Genomic DNA, 15,166 nt, shown 5'->3' with positions numbered 1-15,166 from the left:
GACCCGCACGCCTTCCTGTACTGGGCCAAGACCGGGACGGCGGTCCTCCCGCTGACCACCCGGTCGGATACCGAGCATGCCGGGGGCGCCCTGGTCCTGAAGATCGACGACTTCACGATCACCAAGACCGGCACGATCGCCCACCCCGAGTTCACGTTCAAGCAGCCCAGGAACACCTACTCCGGCCCGTCCTCCATCGTCCCGGACATCCGCCGCTCGATCGTCATCGGCGACAGCCTGTGGACGGTCTCCGATTTCGGCCTGAAGGTCAGCGACATGAACACCCTGGCCGACCAGGCCTGGATCCCCTTCCCCGAAACCCCCTGAGACCCCTTCGAACCTCACCCCTCCCTCTCCAGCTCGCCCCCAAGGGCCCTCGGCCGGTGCGCGGCCGACCGTCCAGTCCGCCGACCGAGCGTCAGGGCCTCCTCCCGGATGTGTCCTCAGCCGCCGGCCGGCGACGCGGTTCTGTTCCCGGAAGTGCCGAGCTGGGGTGCGGCTGGGGACACGTTCGGTTGCGAGGAGGAGGGCCTGTCCGACGCTCCACCCGGATCGGAACGGCGAGTGGCGGTAAGCCGCGCCCCGACGCCTCGCTGACGCCACCGACCGTTCCATCGCTGCTCGACCCCCGCCTCAGGGGACCCAGGTGCGGGCGGCCTCGTGCAGGCGTATCAGCCGGTCCCAGTGTTCGGCAACAGTGGCGCGGCCGGGCTCGGTGAGACTGACGACGGTTCGGGGACGGCGTTCGTCGGTCTTGTCGATCTTAACGATCCCGCCCTTCTCCAGCTTGGCCAGATGGCTGGACAGGTTGCCTTTGGACGGGCCGGTGACACGCTGGAGGTAGAGGAAGTCGGCGCTTTCGCAGGCCGACAGCGCACTGGTGATCGCCAGCCGGGAGGGGTCGTGCACCAGCCGGTCGATCTCCGTCATGTCCTTGAAAGGGGTGCCCACCTCATTCCTCCTCGCCGGCCGGTTGCGGAAGCGAGCGCGCCAGAGCGCGGTGGTCGAGCAGGCCGTTGACGACGAGCAGCGCGCCGACGACCAGGAGTTGCCAGAGGGGATCGGCCGAGGCGAAGGGATGCTCTCCCGACGGGGTGAGCACGCCGAGCGGGGCCAGGGTGAGGGCCATGAGCGCCACGGCCGAGGCCGGGTAGTGTCCGCGGCCAGGCCAGGGTGGTCCGCCCATCAGCGCGAGGAAGACGGCGAAGATCAGACCGCCGGTGAGATGCCCGGGCGTCCCGGTGACGTTGGCGGCGGTGACCACCACGAGCACGCCCGACAGCAGCACAGGGATGAGCCAGGCGTGGAACCCGGCACCGTCGCGCCGCGGGATGACCGAAGGTCCCGCGGTAGTAGCCGGTCACAGCGGCGAGCAGAACGGCGAAGAGCAGGACGGGGACGACTTGGCTCTCCCGGGCGCCGTCGAACGCAAGGGATCCGAGGAAGAGGCCGAAGGCGGCCAGGTAGAGCCCCCGGCGGCGGGCGTACTCGGCGGTGGATCGGCGGATGCGATCGAGGCGATCGAGCTCGTACGAGTTGACCATCGGGCCTCCAGGTTTGCAGTACAGACCTTTCCTGCAGCCCAGGGTCCGGGCGCGAGGTTTGCAATGCAGACCGTTCAGTCCCACGTACGGCGGCGTGAGTTTCCGCACTCCCAGCGAGTCCACGATTTCCTCACACACCAGGCAAAACCAGCGGGTTCGCAGATTCCCGACGTGATGATGTTCCGAACCCACGTGGATGTGCGACAACGATGACCAACGCACCTGTGGGTTCCCTGCGCGGCCGCGGGCCCGGGCGGCTCATGTACGGGATAACCGACTCCTATCACGTACATGGGTGGCTGCTGGTTCCGGTCCGGCCCAGGCCGGAATGTCGTCGGTGAGCGTGCGGATCGAGGTGCCCCGTCTCGCCGACCGGCACTTCCGGCGCCCCTGCCGGATCGGCATCGAAATCGGCTCCTGCCGCGGACAGGAATGGTGAGTCAGTCCATTCCTCGGCGGCCTGGAGTCCAGAAGGGTTTGACCACGATGTCGCGGCGCGGCCAGCCGCGCTCGTGCAGCAGGTGGCGTTTGACGGCTTGACAGGTTTTCGCCTCGCCGGCGATGTAGGCGACGGTTCCCGGTGTGAGCCCCTCCAGCGAGGCGACGGCCTCCACCAGCCGTTTCGAGTCGAAGGCGGAGGCCGCGCCGCGGTCGAGCCACGCCACGTCGCCCTCGATCGGGAGCCGGTCGGCGGGATCGCCCACCTCGACGACGGCCCGAGCCGGCCCGTTGAGGGATCGCATCATCGCGCCGAACGCCACCGATGCCGTCTCCTCGCCTACGAACAGGTGACCTGCAGCGCTCTCCCGCACGGTGAACCCGCCTTCGGGAGCCTTGAACATCACCCCGGCACCCGTCTGCAGTTCGCCGGCCCACCGGGCGCCCGGGCCTTCCCCGTGTCCGAGCACCAGGAGTTCCAGCGCGTCGCCGTCGTAGTCCCACACCGAGTAGGTCCGCAGCAGGTCCCGGGCAGCCCGGAACGACAACTCCCCCACCTGCACCCGGACGTGGTGGCCCGGCTTCCAGTCGAGCCCGCCGACTCCCTCCAGCCGGACGCGCCGCCACCGGCCCCCAGCGTCCTCGACCACGGCGGCGGTTCCCCGCACCAGCAGCCGCTCCAGCAGCCACGCGCCACGTCCCATCACGACTCCTTCTCGATATATCGTCAATATATTTAGAGTATTATCCGACATATCGGTTTGCAAAGACGGCCCACAGGGCGAGCCCGGAGACGGCGAGTCGGTGCCACGTTGACGGGTGGAGGGCACCCTCGACACCGACGCGGCTCGTGCGGTCGGCCGCCCTCCTCGCCGGCACCTGATGAGGCGCTGAGATCATCGGCCGTCGGCGTCGCCGATCCGGGTCCGCGTTTCGGCTGCGGTGTTCTTGTGGGGGAACGGCTCGTCGGGGATCGGCAGGCCGAGCGCGGCGCACAAGGGCTGCCATTCCGGCAGCCGGTGCGCCGGTACGGTGGCGCTGTGGGGGAAGCAGGCGCAACCGAGTCAGCATGTCCCGGGCAATGACTCGGTCCGGCAGGTCGGCCGGGGTGACGGTCGCGTTCCGAGAGGGGCACTGCCAGTACACCCTTTGGCAGAACCTGTTTGCTCAGGCGGAAAGCCGGTTACCTGGATGGTGTGGGTCTCCTGCCCGCGCCTCGCGGTAGAGGCCGGAGGCCAAGCCCTTGAGCGCAGGCCGCCTGGAGCGGGCGGAACGGGTGACCGTGAGGTCGTCCGGCGCGCTGTACCCGCGCTCGCGACACACGCGGCCGCCGGTCGGGGCTCGGAGTCGGGGGACGCCGCTGGAGGGCGATCACAGCATGTGAGGAGCAGCAGGCATGCACTGCGTCCGGGGGTCGGGCCGGTGGCCCTACCGGTTCGTTGCCGGTGAGGACGGCTTGCCGCTGTCGAGGCCAGGGGCAGGACGTTCCTGGCTCGGGTCGGCGCCTCCCGCGAGCCGGGCACCGGCCTCGCCCACAGCGACGCCGCCTGACCCACCCATGATTTCGCACTTGTGAGAGCGAGACACCATGGACTTCGTCAAACAGCAGGCCACCGTCAAGGCGCCCGCGGACTGGTTTACCGGCGACGTCTGGTTCGACGTGATCTACGCGGGCCAGGAGCCGTCCCGGATGCGCGCCAACCTGGTGCGTTTCTCCCCTGGCGCCCGTACCCACTGGCACTCCCACGTGCTGGGCCAGACCCTGCACGTCGTCTCCGGCATCGCGCTGATCGGCACCCGTGACGGCACCGTCCTGGAAGCCCATCCCGGCCAGACCGTCACCTGCCCGCCGGGCGAGGAGCACTGGCACGGCGCCACCGCCGACCGCTTCATGGAGCACATCGCCCTGTGGGAGGGCAAGGGCGACGGCAGCACCGAAACCACCTGGAATGAGCCGGTCACCGACGAGCAGTACAACCGCGCCCGCAGCCACTGACCAGGTAACCCGTCCCGGCTTTCTCCCCCGCACCACCGTGCGCCGGCAAGAGACGAGCGAAAGGACCTTCGATGACCGAGCAACCCCAGCAGATCGGCGGCGGACGCCGCACGATCGGCGACTTCGCTCCGAAGCTCGCCGAACTCACCGACGACGTCCTGTTCGCCGACGTCTGGAATCGCACCGAACTGGCCGCACGCGACCGCAGCCTGATCACCGTCGCCGCCCTCGTCGCCGGCGGCGACGCCGATCAACTGCGCTTCCACCTCGGACGCGCCAGGGAGAACGGCCTCACCGAGACCGAGCTCATCGAGGCGATCACCCATCTGGCCTTCTACGCCGGCTGGCCGAAGGCCATGACGGCGATCACGACAGCGAAGCAGGTCTTCTCCGCCTGAGCGCGGAGCGGAGCCTGCCGGAACTCCTCCCGCAGCCGGCCCGCAGAGCGATTCCCGCTCGGCGGCACGGCACGCCCCCGCCAAGCCTGACCAAGCCCCCGGACGGGCCGACCAACGACCGGAACAAAGGACATCCCATGCGAGAAGCAGCCATGCACGGTACCGGCGACGCCCAAGCCGGCGACGCCCGGCCCGGCGAGCGGGTCAAGCCGACCACCGCCACACTCCGGGCACCACTGCGCGCGGCCCCCGGACCCGCACGCGTGGCACCCGCCCGTGCCTCACGACTGCGAAGGGCGGCGGTCTCGTGAGCCGGATCCTGGTGACCGGTTCCACGGACGGCCTGGGACGCGCCGCGGCGGACGCGCTGTTGTCCGCGGGCCACGACGTGGTGGTGCACGCCCGCAACCGGGAGCGCGCAGCGAGCCTGGACGCGCTGGCCGATCGAGGGGCACACCTCGTGGTGGGAGACTTCACGCAACGGGACGCCGTACGGGGCATCGCAGCCGAACTGAACGACGCCGAACCGCTCGACGCGGTCATCCACAACGCCGGCGTGTGGAGCGGACGCGCGGTCATACCGGTCAACATCGTCGCCCCGTACCTGCTCACGGCCCTGCTGCGCGGGCCGCGCCGGCTGGTGTACCTGAGCAGCAGCTCACACTTCGACGGCCGGCCGTCGCTGGCCGGGGTGGACTGGCGGGGCCGAAGCGCCGGCTCTTATGCCGACAGCAAACTGTTCGTCACCACACTCGCGGCCGCGGTGGCACGGCTGCGGCCCGCCCTGCTGAGCAACGCCGTCGATCCCGGCTGGGTGCCGACGAGAATGGGCGGACCGAACGCACCGGACGATCTCGAACTCGGGCATCAGACGCAGGAATGGCTCGCCTCCAGCGACGAGCCTGAGGCTCTGACCAGCGGCGGGTACTGGTACCACCGCCGGCGGCTGCAGCCGCACCGCGCGGTCCACGACGAAGCGTTCCAGGACCGCCTCCTGCAGAGGTTGGCCGAGGAGACCGGCACCACACTGTGAAAGATGACCACAGCTGATCGACGATGTCAGGCTCCGCGGATCGGGGACCGGGCCCGCGCCGGGCCCTTCGTGCGGCTCAGGAACGCGGGGGCGGTGGACTCGGCGGTGCGTTCAGCGGGAGTTCAGGAGCGCCGGCAGCGCCCGCGCCAGGACGGCGGCCAGCACGACCATGAGCACGGCTGCCACCGCATAGATCGCCCGCCGGCCGAACGCGTCGGCGACCACAGGTGCCACGTTGCTCAACGGCCCAAGACGGCTCGTCGCGCCGCCCCACACATAACGCCCTGCCCGCCGCTGATTCCTGCACTCATCCTCCCCGGAGGCCGATCGCGTCGGCCAGGAGATCGACCTGCCCGGGGTCGGCCTTGTTCCCCATGAAGATCAGCTCATCGCAGCCCACCCGGCTGAAATCGGCGATCGCCCCGGTGATCTGCTCCGGCGCGGTGAGGGCGAGAGAGACACCGTAGCGGGCGTACTCCTCACCGGCGAAGGCATAGTACGGGCCGATGGCGGCGGAGACCGCGGCCCCGGCGTCGGGGCCGAGCGCTTACATCCGGCCCGGCCCGGCGAGCTGGTCCAGCGTGGTGACGGCCTTGGCGAACAGGGCGTGGTTGGTACGCAACGGGGCGAGCAGCACACTGGTGAGCAGCCGGATGCGTGCGGTGGCCCCCGCCGCGGCGGCCAAGGCGACCAGCGGCTCCGGCGTCGACCAGGCCAGGCGATCGCTGACGCTGAGGGTGGAGAAGCCGCGCGCCTCCGCGCGGCGCGCCCACTCCACCAGGATCCTGCCGTCGGTCCACGGAGCATGCCCGGGTAACCCGATACCGATGTCCATCGTCGATGTCGTTCCTGTTCCGTAGACGAGCCGGGTACGAGTCGTACGTGAAAGGGCGGTGCCGGTCGGCGTCAGCCGGGCCGGCCGGTCATGCCGAGCTCCAGCAGCCGGGCCAGTTCCGCGGGCGGCCGCAGGGGCGAGACCGGTGGCCGCGTGCCGATCACCAGCGCGGGAACCCCGGTGACGCCGCGTTCGAAGGCGCGTCTCTCGTCGGCCCGGACGGCGTCGGCGTAGGCGTCCCCGCGCAGTACGGCGGCGACGTCACCGCCGTCCAGGCCGGCCTTGGCTCCCAGGCGTTCCAGCACATGGAGGTCGGCGATGTCGGCCCCGTCGGTGTGGTAGGCGCCGAGCAGGCGCTCCAGCATCGGGTCGGCCCGGTCCCGGGCGGCGGCCAGGTGAAGCAACCGGTGGGCGTCGAACGTGTTGACCGGCCGGGCCGTGTGCAGGTCGAGCACCAGGCCCTCGGCGGCGCCGAGGCGGCGGATCAGGTCGATGCGGGCCGATGCCCGCTCACCCCACCACCTGATCATCTCCTCGGCCGCCGTCGGTCCGGGCACCCTCCCCTGCCCGGGGGACAGCTCGAAGCTGCGCCACACGACCGCCGCCCGGCCGGTGCCGGGGAGGGCGGCCAGGGCGGTCTCCAGGCGTCTTTTCGCGATGAAGCACCACGGGCACAGCACGTCGACGTAGACCTCGGCCCGCACGGGATCCCCCTCCGGCACGGCGCTTCACGAACCGGTCCGCCGGGGGCCGGGGCCCACCTCGCGCACCACCACGTAGCGGGGCTCGCCGCTCATCCGCGGCTCGGCCCTGCCCGACAGGCCCTCCAGCGCCCGGCCGATGGCGGCCGTGCGGCCCCGGGTGTCGGAGGTCACCTCGAAATGACGGTAGCCGGCCTCGCTCTCCCAGTGCACGATGGTGTAGACCCGGGTGCCGTCGAGGCTCACGTGGAAGCGGGCCGAGCGGTAGCCCGGATAGAACCGCACCCAGCGTTCCTGGATCTCCGCGAAGGCCTCCACCAGCTCCCGCTGGGTCTCGGGGCCGTCCACGGTGTAGTCGATGATCGAGTAGAAGCCGGAATCGGCGCTCACCGGCACGCTCCTCACAGTCGGATACGGGCGAACCTCCGCGCTTCATCCTTCAACCTCAACCACGGTTGAGATCAAGGGCCCGCCGGGGCCGGAAGGCCGATCGTGACGATGCCCGGCCGGACCAAGGGCACCGGCCCACGCACTGCTCCGGCACCCGAAGGGCGCCGGCGTCGAACGTGTCGATGTGCTTGCGGCCCAGCGGGCGACAGCCGGACTCGGATGCTCCCGGTCGACGACGATCCCGGCGGTCAGGCACCCCGGGCGGAACCCGGCCGAGGTCACCGCGTGGATCCGTCCCGGCAGTCGCACCTGCCGGGACGGCCCGACGTCACTCCCCGATCACCAGAAAGCTACCGCAGGCCTTTGACGAGCAGCACGACGGTGTCGGCACCCGCCAGGCGATCCTCGGAGATCTCCCGATACTCCGGTGACTCGGCCCAGCCCCGGAAAGCGGCCTCATCGGGAAAAGACATCAGCACCACCTTCTCCCGGTCCCACTTCCCCTCGACGACCCGGGGCGCCTCGTCGGCGGCGAGCAGTGTTCCGGAGTGCTTGCGGAAGACGTCCATGAACCGCGCCTGGTAGCGGTCATAGGCGGCGCGGTCGGTGAACGTCAGCTGGGCCACGGCGTAAACAGTCATGACGGCGACCCTATGCCGCGGCCCACGGAAAGTTAACCCCCGAGTAGGGTCGGCCGGCCACGCCGTCCGGACGAAGGCGGACGGCTCACGAAAGCAGGCAGTTCACGAAAGCGGACGGTTCAGCGGGCGGGAGGGACGAACTCGGGCTGGTCGAGCAGGCGCAACCAGCTGCCGTCCGGCTGGCGCCGGACGACCTGCGCGCGGGCGCCGGCCCCGTCCTTCGGCGGGGTCGAGGTCAGGGCGATGTCACCGCTGATCAGCGTGGGCAGCGGTTCCTCCTGCTCGAAGCGGGGACGACCGGCCAGCACCTTCTCCCACAGCCCGCGGATCGCCTCCCGCCCCACTGTCCGGCCGCCGGGCGGGTAGGCCATCACCGCGCCCTCCTCGTAAAGCGCGGCGACCCCGGCCGCGTCACCGGCGTTGGACCGCTCGACGAACAGGCGGGTGATGTCCTCGGGCCGCATGGCCTTCTCGTACTCCGGCATGGGTTCCTCCTGACGTGGTACTCCGACGTCTCCCAGCGTGGTCACCCACCGACCAGAAGTCCAACAGATTGATCTGATGAAAGCTAGAATCTCCAGTTATGGAACTGAGGCAGCTGGAATACTTCGTCGCGGTCGCCGAGGAACGCAACTTCACCCGGGCGGCCGAGCGGGTGCACATCAGCCAGTCCGGCGTCAGCGCCCAGATCCGCCAGCTGGAACGCGAGCTCGGCGCCGAGCTGTTCGACCGCTCGGCACGCACCGCCACCCTGACCGTCGCGGGAAAGGCCGCGCTCGAACACGCCCGCGCCGCGCTCGCCGCCGCCGGAGCGCTCAGCCAGGCGGTGGGCGAGGTGACCGGCCTGGTCCGGGGCCGGATCACCGTCGGGATGGTCATCGGCTGCACCCTCACCCCGCTGTTCGACGCCCTGGCCGCGTTCCACCGGGCGCACCCCGGAGTGGAGATCTCCCTGCTGGAGGACAACTCCGACCGGCTCATCGAGCAGGTACGCGCCGGCACCGTCGACCTGGCCCTCGTCGGCACCGCGACCGCCACCCCCGACGGGCTGGAGGCGCTGACGATCATCAGCGAGCGGCTCGTCGTGGCGGTCCCGGCCGACCACCCCCTGGCCGGACAGCCGCGGATCAGCCTGCGCGAGCTGAGCGCCCACCCGATCGCGTGCATGCCGCCCGGCACCGGCCTGCGCACGGTGTTCGACCAGGCCTGCGCCGCCCAGGGCCTGCACCCCGCGATCGCGCTGCAGGCCGGCGCCGCGGACGCCATCGCCGACCTCGCCGCCCGCGGGCTCGCCGTCGCCGTCCTGACCGCCTCGATGGCCGCGCACCACCGCGACCGGCTGACCGCCCTCACCATCGACGGCGCCGAGACACCCGCGCTGCTCGCCCTGGTGTGGAAGAGCACGCGCAACCCCGCCGTACGCGAACTTCTCGTGCACAGCCGGAAGGCGTTCGCCGAGCCCGGCCACTGATCGGCGGGTTCGCCTCTCCCCCGGCGCCTTTACAATGTAGATTAATCAAGGTGGTCGAGGATCAGTGTGGTGACCTCCTCCGGGCGCTCCATGCTCGGCAGGTGACCCGCCCACTCCAGATCCACCAGCCGCGCCGAGGGCAGCCTCTCCGCCAGGTGACGCGCCGTCATGCGGAAGTACGGCAGGTCGTGACCGCCGGTCACCACCAGCGTGGGCATGGTCACCGCGGCGAGGTCGATCTCCCCCGCCAGCTGGGACGGTTCGGGGTCGGCGGCGAGCTGGGCCCGGAAGGCGTCGCGCTGCATCTCCATCTGCCGGGCACGGGCCTCGGGACCGGTCTCGGGCCCGAGCCAGGTACGGGCGTTGAGCTCCACCGCGGCCTCGATGTCACCCGCCTCCAGCAGCCGATCCTCCTCGGCGCCGAAGGCGGCCAGGTCGGGCGTGGGCGGAAGACCGCAGCCGGGGTTGAGCAGCACCAGCCGGGAGACCAGGGCGGGATGGGCGGTGACCAGCTCCAGCGCCACCCGCGCGCCGTAGGAGGAGCCGACCAGCGCCACCCGCGTCAGGTCGAGCGAGGCGAGCAGCTCCGCCACGTCGCCGGGGTCGGTGTAGGGCTTCTCCGCGGCGTACGACGTGCGGCCGTACCCCCGCAGGTCAGGCCGGATCACCCGGAACCGGGCGGTCAGCGGCTCCCACTGCGGGTCCCACATCCGCGAGTCGGCCGCACTGGAGTGCAACAGCACCACCGCGTCGCCCGCTCCCCCGTCGTCGTACGCCAGTGTCATCGGGCCTCCACCGCCAGCCGCACGCCCAGGCCGATCAGCAGCACGCCGGAGAGGCGCTCCACACCGCGGCGCACGGCCGGGCGGCCGACGAGCGTCCGGGCACGGCCGAGCGCCCAGATGAACAGGCCGTACCAGACGGTGTCGACCAGGACCCAGATCACCGCGAGCATCGTCAGAGTGAGCGGCACGTCGGCTCCCTGCGGGACGAACTGCGGCAGGAAGGACATGGCGAACACCGCGGCCTTGGGGTTGGCCAGGCAGGTGCTGAAACCCAGCAGATAGGAGCGGCGCCATCCCCGGGCGACCGCGGACGGCGGCTCAGCCGGGGCCTCCCCCGCCGCGGCGCCGCGCCTGGACTGCCAGAGCGACTGCGCGCCCATCACCACCAGCAGGACCGCGCCGACGATCCGCATGGCGTCGTACGCCACCTGGGAGGCGAGCACCAGCGCCGACAGGCCGAACGCGGCGGCCAGCGCCCACAGCAGGATGCCGGTCTCGTTGCCGAGCGTGGCGGCCAGGCCCGGGCCCCTGCCCGATCTCAGGGTCTGGCGCAGGATCACCGCGGTGCTGACACCGGGGATCATCGCCAGGAGGAAACACGAACCGATGAAGGCGAGAAGCAGCATCCCGTCATCGTTACAGGCGCCCGGAGCGCGCACAATCGGTTAGTCCCGCCGCACGCCGTACAGCTCGGCGAGGCCGGCGGCGGTGGCGGCCATCCGCTCGCGCAGCTCGGGCGGCTCAAGGACCTCGACCTCGGCGCCCAGGCGCAGCAGCAGCCAGTGGGCGTGCCGGGTCGACTCGGTCGGCAGGCGCAGCACCACCCAGCCGTCCTCGTCCGGCGGGCCCGCCGCGGCCAGCGCCGCGTCGACGATCTCGGCGCCCATGGTGTAGCGGAGCAGGCCCTCCGCGCCGGGCGCCATCCGCACCAGGGCCTCCCCGGTGTGCATCCGCTCGCGGAACTCGGCCGCGTACCGCTTCCAGAACCCGGCGAGGTCGAAGTCCGCCGGACGTTCGAAGCGCCCGTCCAGGAGCTCGGCGGTGATGATCCGCGACACGCGGTAGGTGCGCGGCCCGCCCTCGCCCGCGGCGGCCACCATGTACCACGCCCCGCCCTTGAGGACCAGCCCGTACGGATGGGCCAGGCGCTCGACGTCGCGCGGGCCCCAGCGGCGGTACGTCATGCGCAGCGGACGCTGCTCCCACACCGCCTCGGCGACCTCCCCGAGGAAGGGGGCGTCGTCCGCGTCGCGGTACCACCCCGGGGCGTCGAGGTGGAAGCGCTCGCGCATCCGGGTGGCGTGGGAGCGCGGCTCGGGGGGCAGGGCGGCGAGCACCTTCAGCTCGGCGTTGGCCGCGAGCTCGGCCAGGCCCAGCTCGGCGGCCGGGCCGGGCAGCCCGGCGAGGAACAGCGAGGAGGCCTCCTCGGCGGTCAGCCCGTTCAGGCGGGTGCGGTAGCCGTCCAGCAGGCGGTACCCGCCGGCGGGGCCGCGGTCGGCGTAGACCGGGACGCCGGCCGACGACAGGGCCTCCACGTCGCGGTAGACCGTGCGGACGGAGACCTCCAGTTCCCCGGCCAGCTCGGTGGCCGTCATCCGGCCCCGGGTCTGCAGAAGCAGCAGCAGTGAGAGCAGACGGCTGGCGCGCATGAGGGTCATTGTCCCGCATGGTTGCAAAACTCACACACATCATGTTCAAATGAACAAATGGAAAGTAATGATCGGATTCGCGCGATCATGTCCGCGCTGCGCACCAACGACGCCGTCTCGGTGTCCGAGCTGGCGGTCGAGCACGCGGTGTCGGAGATGACCATCCGGCGCGACCTGGACGAACTCGCCCAGCAGGGCGTGGTCAGGCGGGTCCGGGGCGGCGCGGTGAGCCTGCTGCTGCGCGGCGAGGAGCCGCCCTTCGGGGTGCGCGAACGCGAGGCGGTGGAGGCCAAGCGGCGGATCGGCGCCGAGGTCGCGGCCCTGTTCGCCGACGGCGAGGCCGTGCTGCTCGACGGCGGCACCACCTCCCTGGAGGTGGCGCGGGCGATCCGCGACCGCCGGCTGACGGTCATGCCGCTCTCCCTGCAGGCGGCCGCCGAGCTCAGCACGGCGCCCCGCATCCGCCTGGTGGTCCCCGGCGGCGAGGTCCGGCCCGGCGAGCTGAGCTTCACCGGCCCGCTGGCCGAGAGCGCCATCCGCGCGCTCCGCTTCGACACCGCGGTCATCGGCTGCTGCGGCCTGTCGGCCCGGCACGGCCTCACCGCCCACGACCTGTCCGACGTCGCCGTCAAGCAGGCCGCCATCGCCTCGGCCCGGCGCGTCGTCGCCGCCACCGACTCCGGCAAGTTCAGCCGCACCGCCTTCGGCGCGGTCTGCCCGCTCGACCACCTCGACATGGTCGTCACCGACACCGGCCTGCCCCCCGCCGAACACGACGCCATGACCGCCGCGGGCATCGCCGTCCGCACCGTCTGAGCGCCCGCGGCCCGCCTCCCCGGACGCGCGAGGCCAGGCCCGGCGCCACCGGCCACGCCCCGGCGTCCCGCTCCGCCCGCCGGCGTCGCGGCACCCGAGCGCGACCGGCCGTGCGACACCCCGGGCACGCGCGGCGCCCCGCACCCCTCCGGTGGCCGCCCGCGGCGTACGACACCGCGGCCGGCCGCACCGCGACCACCACCCTGGAGCCCTCCCCGATGCATGTCACCACCTTCGACCGGAGCGCGCTCGTCCGCGGCCGGATCGCGGTCTGCCTTCTCTTCCTGCTCTCCGGTATGGCCATCGGCACCTGGACCGCGCGGATCCCGTCGATCAAACAGGACCTGGGGCTGAGCGACGGCCGGTTCGGCATCGCGTTGCTCGGCATCGCCGCCGGGGCGATCTGCGGCATGCAGGTGGTCGGCCGCCTGGTCGACCGCTACGGCAGCGTCAGAGTGATGACGCCGATGGCCTTCGCGCAGAGCGCCGTGCTGGTCCTGCCCGCCTGCATGCCGGACCTGGTGGGGCTGACCGCCGCTCTGTTCGTCTTCGGCGCGGTGCACGGCGTCCTCGACGTGGCGATGAACGCCAACGGCGTCGAGGTCGAACGGGCCGCCGGCCGGCCGATGATGTCGTCCTTCCACGCGGTGTTCAGCATCGGCGGTTTCCTCGGCGCGACCGGCGGAGGACTGCTCGCCCACGCCTCGCTCGGCCCCGCGGCCACGTTCGCCGCGGTCGCCGCCGTGATCGCCGCGCTCGCGCTGTGGGCCGCGCGCTGGGCGCTGACCGTGCCCCCGCAGGCGCCGGCCGGGAACGGCCCGGACGGCCCGGACGGCCCGGACGGCGCCCCCGGTACGGGCGGGGGCCGCACCGGCGCGCTGCTCCTGGGCGTGCTGGCCTTCTGCTGCATGATCGGCGAGGGCGCGGCCGCCGACTGGAGCTCGGTCTACCTGCGCGAGGACCTGGGCAGTTCCTCCGGATTCGCCCCGGCCGCCTACGCCGCCTTCTCCGTCATGATGACGGCGGGCCGCCTGGCCGGCGACCGGCTGGCCGCCCGGCTGGGCCCGGTGCTCCTGGTGCGCGCGTGCGGCGCGCTGGCCGCGGCCGGGCTCGGCCTGGCGCTGCTCGCCGGCCACGAGATCGCCGCGGTGATCGGCTTCGGCTGTTTCGGGGCGGGCCTGTCGTGCATCGTCCCCCAGGTCTTCTCCGCGGCCGGCCGCCACGACCCGGCCCGCGCCGGGCGGGCGCTGGCCCGGGTGGCCAGCCTGGGCTACGTGGGCTTCCTGACCGGGCCCGTGCTGATCGGCGGCGTCGCCGAGCTCGTCGGCCTGCCCCGGGCGCTGGCCGTCCCCGCCCTGCTGGCGCTGTTCGTCGCGGTGGCGGCGGCCGCCCTGCGACCGAGGCCCTTTACAAAGTAGATTTATTCTAGCGGGCACCCGCTCGGGCCGGCCGAGGCCGGCTCCCCGACCACGCGCCCTTGCCTTTGCCGCCGTTGTCGTGGGCGTCGTCGGCCTGGACGGTGGGCCGGGGCGCGTGGTCCCGGCTCGCGCAGCGGTGACCGCTCACCGATCCCGCGGGCCTTCGGGCGGCGTGGCGGGAAAGACACAGGACAGGGCATGACGCAGGACGGTGGCGAAGGAGTCGGTGTTGCCGGGTTCGAGCCAGTGCCGTCCCGCCACGCGGATGGCGCCGGCGATCGCGGCGGCCGTGACGGCGGGGAACAGGTCGCGTCCGGGGTCGGTGCCGGTGCGCGCCGCGATCGCCTCCACGAGCGGGCCCTCCGCCATGGTGAACGCTTTCAGCGCCTCGCCCTCCAGCTCGGGCGTCGACATGATCATGCGTAGGCCGGCCTTGTCGGGTTCGGGGTCGGTGTAGAGCTCGATCATGGCCGCGATGACGGCCTGGTCGAGCGGCTCGCCGGCGGGCCGGGAACGCAGCGCCTGCCCCGCGCGCCTGGACTGGTCGGCCTGGAAGGCGCAGATCGCCTCCGCCCGGCTGGAGAAGTAGTTGTTGTAGGTGCGGGACGAGACACCCGCGGCCGCGGCGATGTCATGGACGCGCACAAGGGCCAGCCCGTGGGGGCCCTGCTCGATGGCCAGGCGCAGCGCGGCGTGGCTGATCGCCTCCCGGGTGGCCTGCTTGTTACGCGCCCGGAGGTCCATAGCGTCGTCGTTCATGGGCCGACTCTATCCGATATTTCGCGTCGCGCACTATGTGCGTGACACGCAAGTTGTGGGTAGAGTGCGGTTGACGCCTGGCACTCGTACCTGAGGAGTGCCAACCGCACGGCGTGTCCGGGGCGGCGAGGTCCACCGGCAGGCCGTCCGCCCGCCGGCGGACCGTCCGTCGCGGGCGCCGTCCCGGAGCGCCCATCAAGAGCAGGAGCAGTGATGACGCCGAAAATGATTGCGTTCAACGAGGACGCCCGGCGCGGTCTCGAGCGCGGTATGAACCAGCTTGCGGACGCCG

The 15,166-nt window shown here is 71.9% G+C and carries 22 protein-coding genes; 8 read left to right on the top strand and 14 right to left on the bottom strand.

What is annotated here, in order from left to right; all coding sequences use genetic code 11:
- A partial coding sequence (locus ABD841_RS38950; RefSeq protein ID WP_344982083.1) for a beta-propeller domain-containing protein occupies positions 1-327 on the top strand: 327 nt, incomplete at its 5' end.
- A 306-nt stretch (positions 328-633) separates the two neighbouring features.
- Here the strand turns inward: ABD841_RS38950 and ABD841_RS38945 are convergent.
- Positions 634-951, bottom strand: coding sequence for a transcriptional regulator (locus ABD841_RS38945; protein ID WP_344982082.1), 318 nt, complete (start codon positions 949-951; stop codon positions 634-636).
- A 1-nt stretch (position 952) separates the two neighbouring features.
- Positions 953-1,273, bottom strand: a complete 321-nt coding sequence (locus ABD841_RS38940) for a hypothetical protein (protein ID WP_344982081.1) — start codon at positions 1,271-1,273, stop codon at positions 953-955.
- Between ABD841_RS38940 and ABD841_RS38935 the strand changes: the two genes are divergently transcribed.
- Complete coding sequence (locus ABD841_RS38935) at positions 1,257-1,757, top strand: hypothetical protein (protein ID WP_344982080.1); 501 nt, start codon at positions 1,257-1,259, stop codon at positions 1,755-1,757. The genes ABD841_RS38940 and ABD841_RS38935 overlap by 17 nt on opposite strands.
- Positions 1,758-1,984: 227 nt before the next feature.
- Here ABD841_RS38935 and ABD841_RS38930 read toward each other — a convergent pair whose 3' ends face one another.
- Positions 1,985-2,686 (bottom strand): siderophore-interacting protein, encoded by a 702-nt coding sequence (locus tag ABD841_RS38930; protein ID WP_344982079.1) that lies wholly within the window; start codon positions 2,684-2,686, stop codon positions 1,985-1,987.
- Between the two features lie 192 nt (positions 2,687-2,878).
- Complete coding sequence (locus ABD841_RS41040; RefSeq protein ID WP_425582116.1) at positions 2,879-2,980, bottom strand: hypothetical protein; 102 nt, start codon at positions 2,978-2,980, stop codon at positions 2,879-2,881.
- Positions 2,981-3,570: 590 nt separating this feature from the next.
- Between ABD841_RS41040 and ABD841_RS38925 the strand changes: the two genes are divergently transcribed.
- The 3 genes from ABD841_RS38925 to ABD841_RS38915 all read left to right on the top strand — a co-directional run bounded on the left by ABD841_RS38925 (position 3,571) and on the right by ABD841_RS38915 (position 5,409).
- On the top strand, positions 3,571-3,978 hold the full coding sequence (locus ABD841_RS38925; protein WP_344982078.1) for a (R)-mandelonitrile lyase: 408 nt from the start codon (positions 3,571-3,573) through the stop codon (positions 3,976-3,978).
- Positions 3,979-4,049: 71 nt separating this feature from the next.
- Positions 4,050-4,376 carry a carboxymuconolactone decarboxylase family protein gene (locus ABD841_RS38920; protein WP_344982077.1) on the top strand — a complete coding sequence of 109 codons (327 nt, stop codon included), beginning with the start codon at positions 4,050-4,052 and terminating at the stop codon, positions 4,374-4,376.
- A gap of 307 nt (positions 4,377-4,683) precedes the next feature.
- Complete coding sequence (locus ABD841_RS38915; protein WP_344982076.1) at positions 4,684-5,409, top strand: SDR family NAD(P)-dependent oxidoreductase; 726 nt, start codon at positions 4,684-4,686, stop codon at positions 5,407-5,409.
- A gap of 111 nt (positions 5,410-5,520) precedes the next feature.
- Here ABD841_RS38915 and ABD841_RS38910 read toward each other — a convergent pair whose 3' ends face one another.
- The 6 genes from ABD841_RS38910 to ABD841_RS38885 all read right to left on the bottom strand — a co-directional run bounded on the left by ABD841_RS38910 (position 5,521) and on the right by ABD841_RS38885 (position 8,461).
- Positions 5,521-5,643: a hypothetical protein gene (locus ABD841_RS38910; protein WP_344982075.1), complete on the bottom strand. Its 123-nt coding sequence runs from the start codon at positions 5,641-5,643 to the stop codon at positions 5,521-5,523.
- A 313-nt stretch (positions 5,644-5,956) separates the two neighbouring features.
- Positions 5,957-6,244: an LLM class flavin-dependent oxidoreductase gene (locus ABD841_RS38905; protein ID WP_344982074.1), complete on the bottom strand. Its 288-nt coding sequence runs from the start codon at positions 6,242-6,244 to the stop codon at positions 5,957-5,959.
- A 71-nt stretch (positions 6,245-6,315) separates the two neighbouring features.
- Positions 6,316-6,948: a DsbA family oxidoreductase gene (locus tag ABD841_RS38900; RefSeq protein ID WP_344982073.1), complete on the bottom strand. Its 633-nt coding sequence runs from the start codon at positions 6,946-6,948 to the stop codon at positions 6,316-6,318.
- 24 nt (positions 6,949-6,972) lie between these two features.
- A complete protein-coding gene (locus tag ABD841_RS38895) occupies positions 6,973-7,335 on the bottom strand; it encodes an antibiotic biosynthesis monooxygenase (protein ID WP_344982072.1) in 363 nt (120 codons plus the stop codon).
- A 350-nt stretch (positions 7,336-7,685) separates the two neighbouring features.
- On the bottom strand, positions 7,686-7,976 hold the full coding sequence (locus ABD841_RS38890; RefSeq protein WP_344982071.1) for a DUF1330 domain-containing protein: 291 nt from the start codon (positions 7,974-7,976) through the stop codon (positions 7,686-7,688).
- Between the two features lie 119 nt (positions 7,977-8,095).
- Complete coding sequence (locus tag ABD841_RS38885) at positions 8,096-8,461, bottom strand: YybH family protein (protein WP_344982070.1); 366 nt, start codon at positions 8,459-8,461, stop codon at positions 8,096-8,098.
- Between the two features lie 98 nt (positions 8,462-8,559).
- Between ABD841_RS38885 and ABD841_RS38880 the strand changes: the two genes are divergently transcribed.
- Positions 8,560-9,447 (top strand): LysR family transcriptional regulator, encoded by an 888-nt coding sequence (locus ABD841_RS38880; protein ID WP_344982069.1) that lies wholly within the window; start codon positions 8,560-8,562, stop codon positions 9,445-9,447.
- A 41-nt stretch (positions 9,448-9,488) separates the two neighbouring features.
- On the opposite strand, the gene ABD841_RS38875 is transcribed toward ABD841_RS38880, so the two are convergent.
- From ABD841_RS38875 to ABD841_RS38865, 3 genes are read right to left on the bottom strand one after another with little or no spacing between them, the layout of a single operon-like run.
- Positions 9,489-10,232, bottom strand: coding sequence for an alpha/beta fold hydrolase (locus ABD841_RS38875; protein WP_344982068.1), 744 nt, complete (start codon positions 10,230-10,232; stop codon positions 9,489-9,491).
- Entirely contained in the window at positions 10,229-10,858 is a 630-nt protein-coding gene (locus tag ABD841_RS38870; RefSeq protein WP_344982067.1) for a LysE family translocator, read from the bottom strand. The genes ABD841_RS38875 and ABD841_RS38870 overlap by 4 nt, the downstream gene beginning before the upstream one ends.
- Positions 10,859-10,897: 39 nt before the next feature.
- Positions 10,898-11,881 carry a helix-turn-helix transcriptional regulator gene (locus tag ABD841_RS38865; protein ID WP_344982066.1) on the bottom strand — a complete coding sequence of 328 codons (984 nt, stop codon included), beginning with the start codon at positions 11,879-11,881 and terminating at the stop codon, positions 10,898-10,900.
- A 57-nt stretch (positions 11,882-11,938) separates the two neighbouring features.
- Here ABD841_RS38865 and ABD841_RS38860 point away from each other — a divergent pair, with 57 nt between their 5' ends.
- Both ABD841_RS38860 and ABD841_RS38855 read left to right on the top strand, forming a co-directional pair.
- On the top strand, positions 11,939-12,697 hold the full coding sequence (locus tag ABD841_RS38860) for a DeoR/GlpR family DNA-binding transcription regulator (protein ID WP_344982065.1): 759 nt from the start codon (positions 11,939-11,941) through the stop codon (positions 12,695-12,697).
- Positions 12,698-12,915: 218 nt separating this feature from the next.
- The gene (locus ABD841_RS38855) at positions 12,916-14,115 is read left to right on the top strand and encodes an MFS transporter (RefSeq protein ID WP_344982064.1); all 1,200 of its coding nucleotides are present in this window, start codon (positions 12,916-12,918) and stop codon (positions 14,113-14,115) included.
- A gap of 144 nt (positions 14,116-14,259) precedes the next feature.
- On the opposite strand, the gene ABD841_RS38850 is transcribed toward ABD841_RS38855, so the two are convergent.
- Positions 14,260-14,874, bottom strand: coding sequence for a TetR/AcrR family transcriptional regulator (locus ABD841_RS38850; protein ID WP_344982063.1), 615 nt, complete (start codon positions 14,872-14,874; stop codon positions 14,260-14,262).
- Positions 14,875-15,166: the final 292 nt, after the last annotated feature.

Origin of the sequence: Streptosporangium fragile (assembly GCF_039534445.1) — a bacterium.
GTDB lineage: Bacteria > Actinomycetota > Actinomycetes > Streptosporangiales > Streptosporangiaceae > Streptosporangium > Streptosporangium fragile.
The sequence above is the reverse complement of the archived record's forward strand: the minus strand, read 5'-3'. Positions and strand labels throughout refer to the sequence as shown.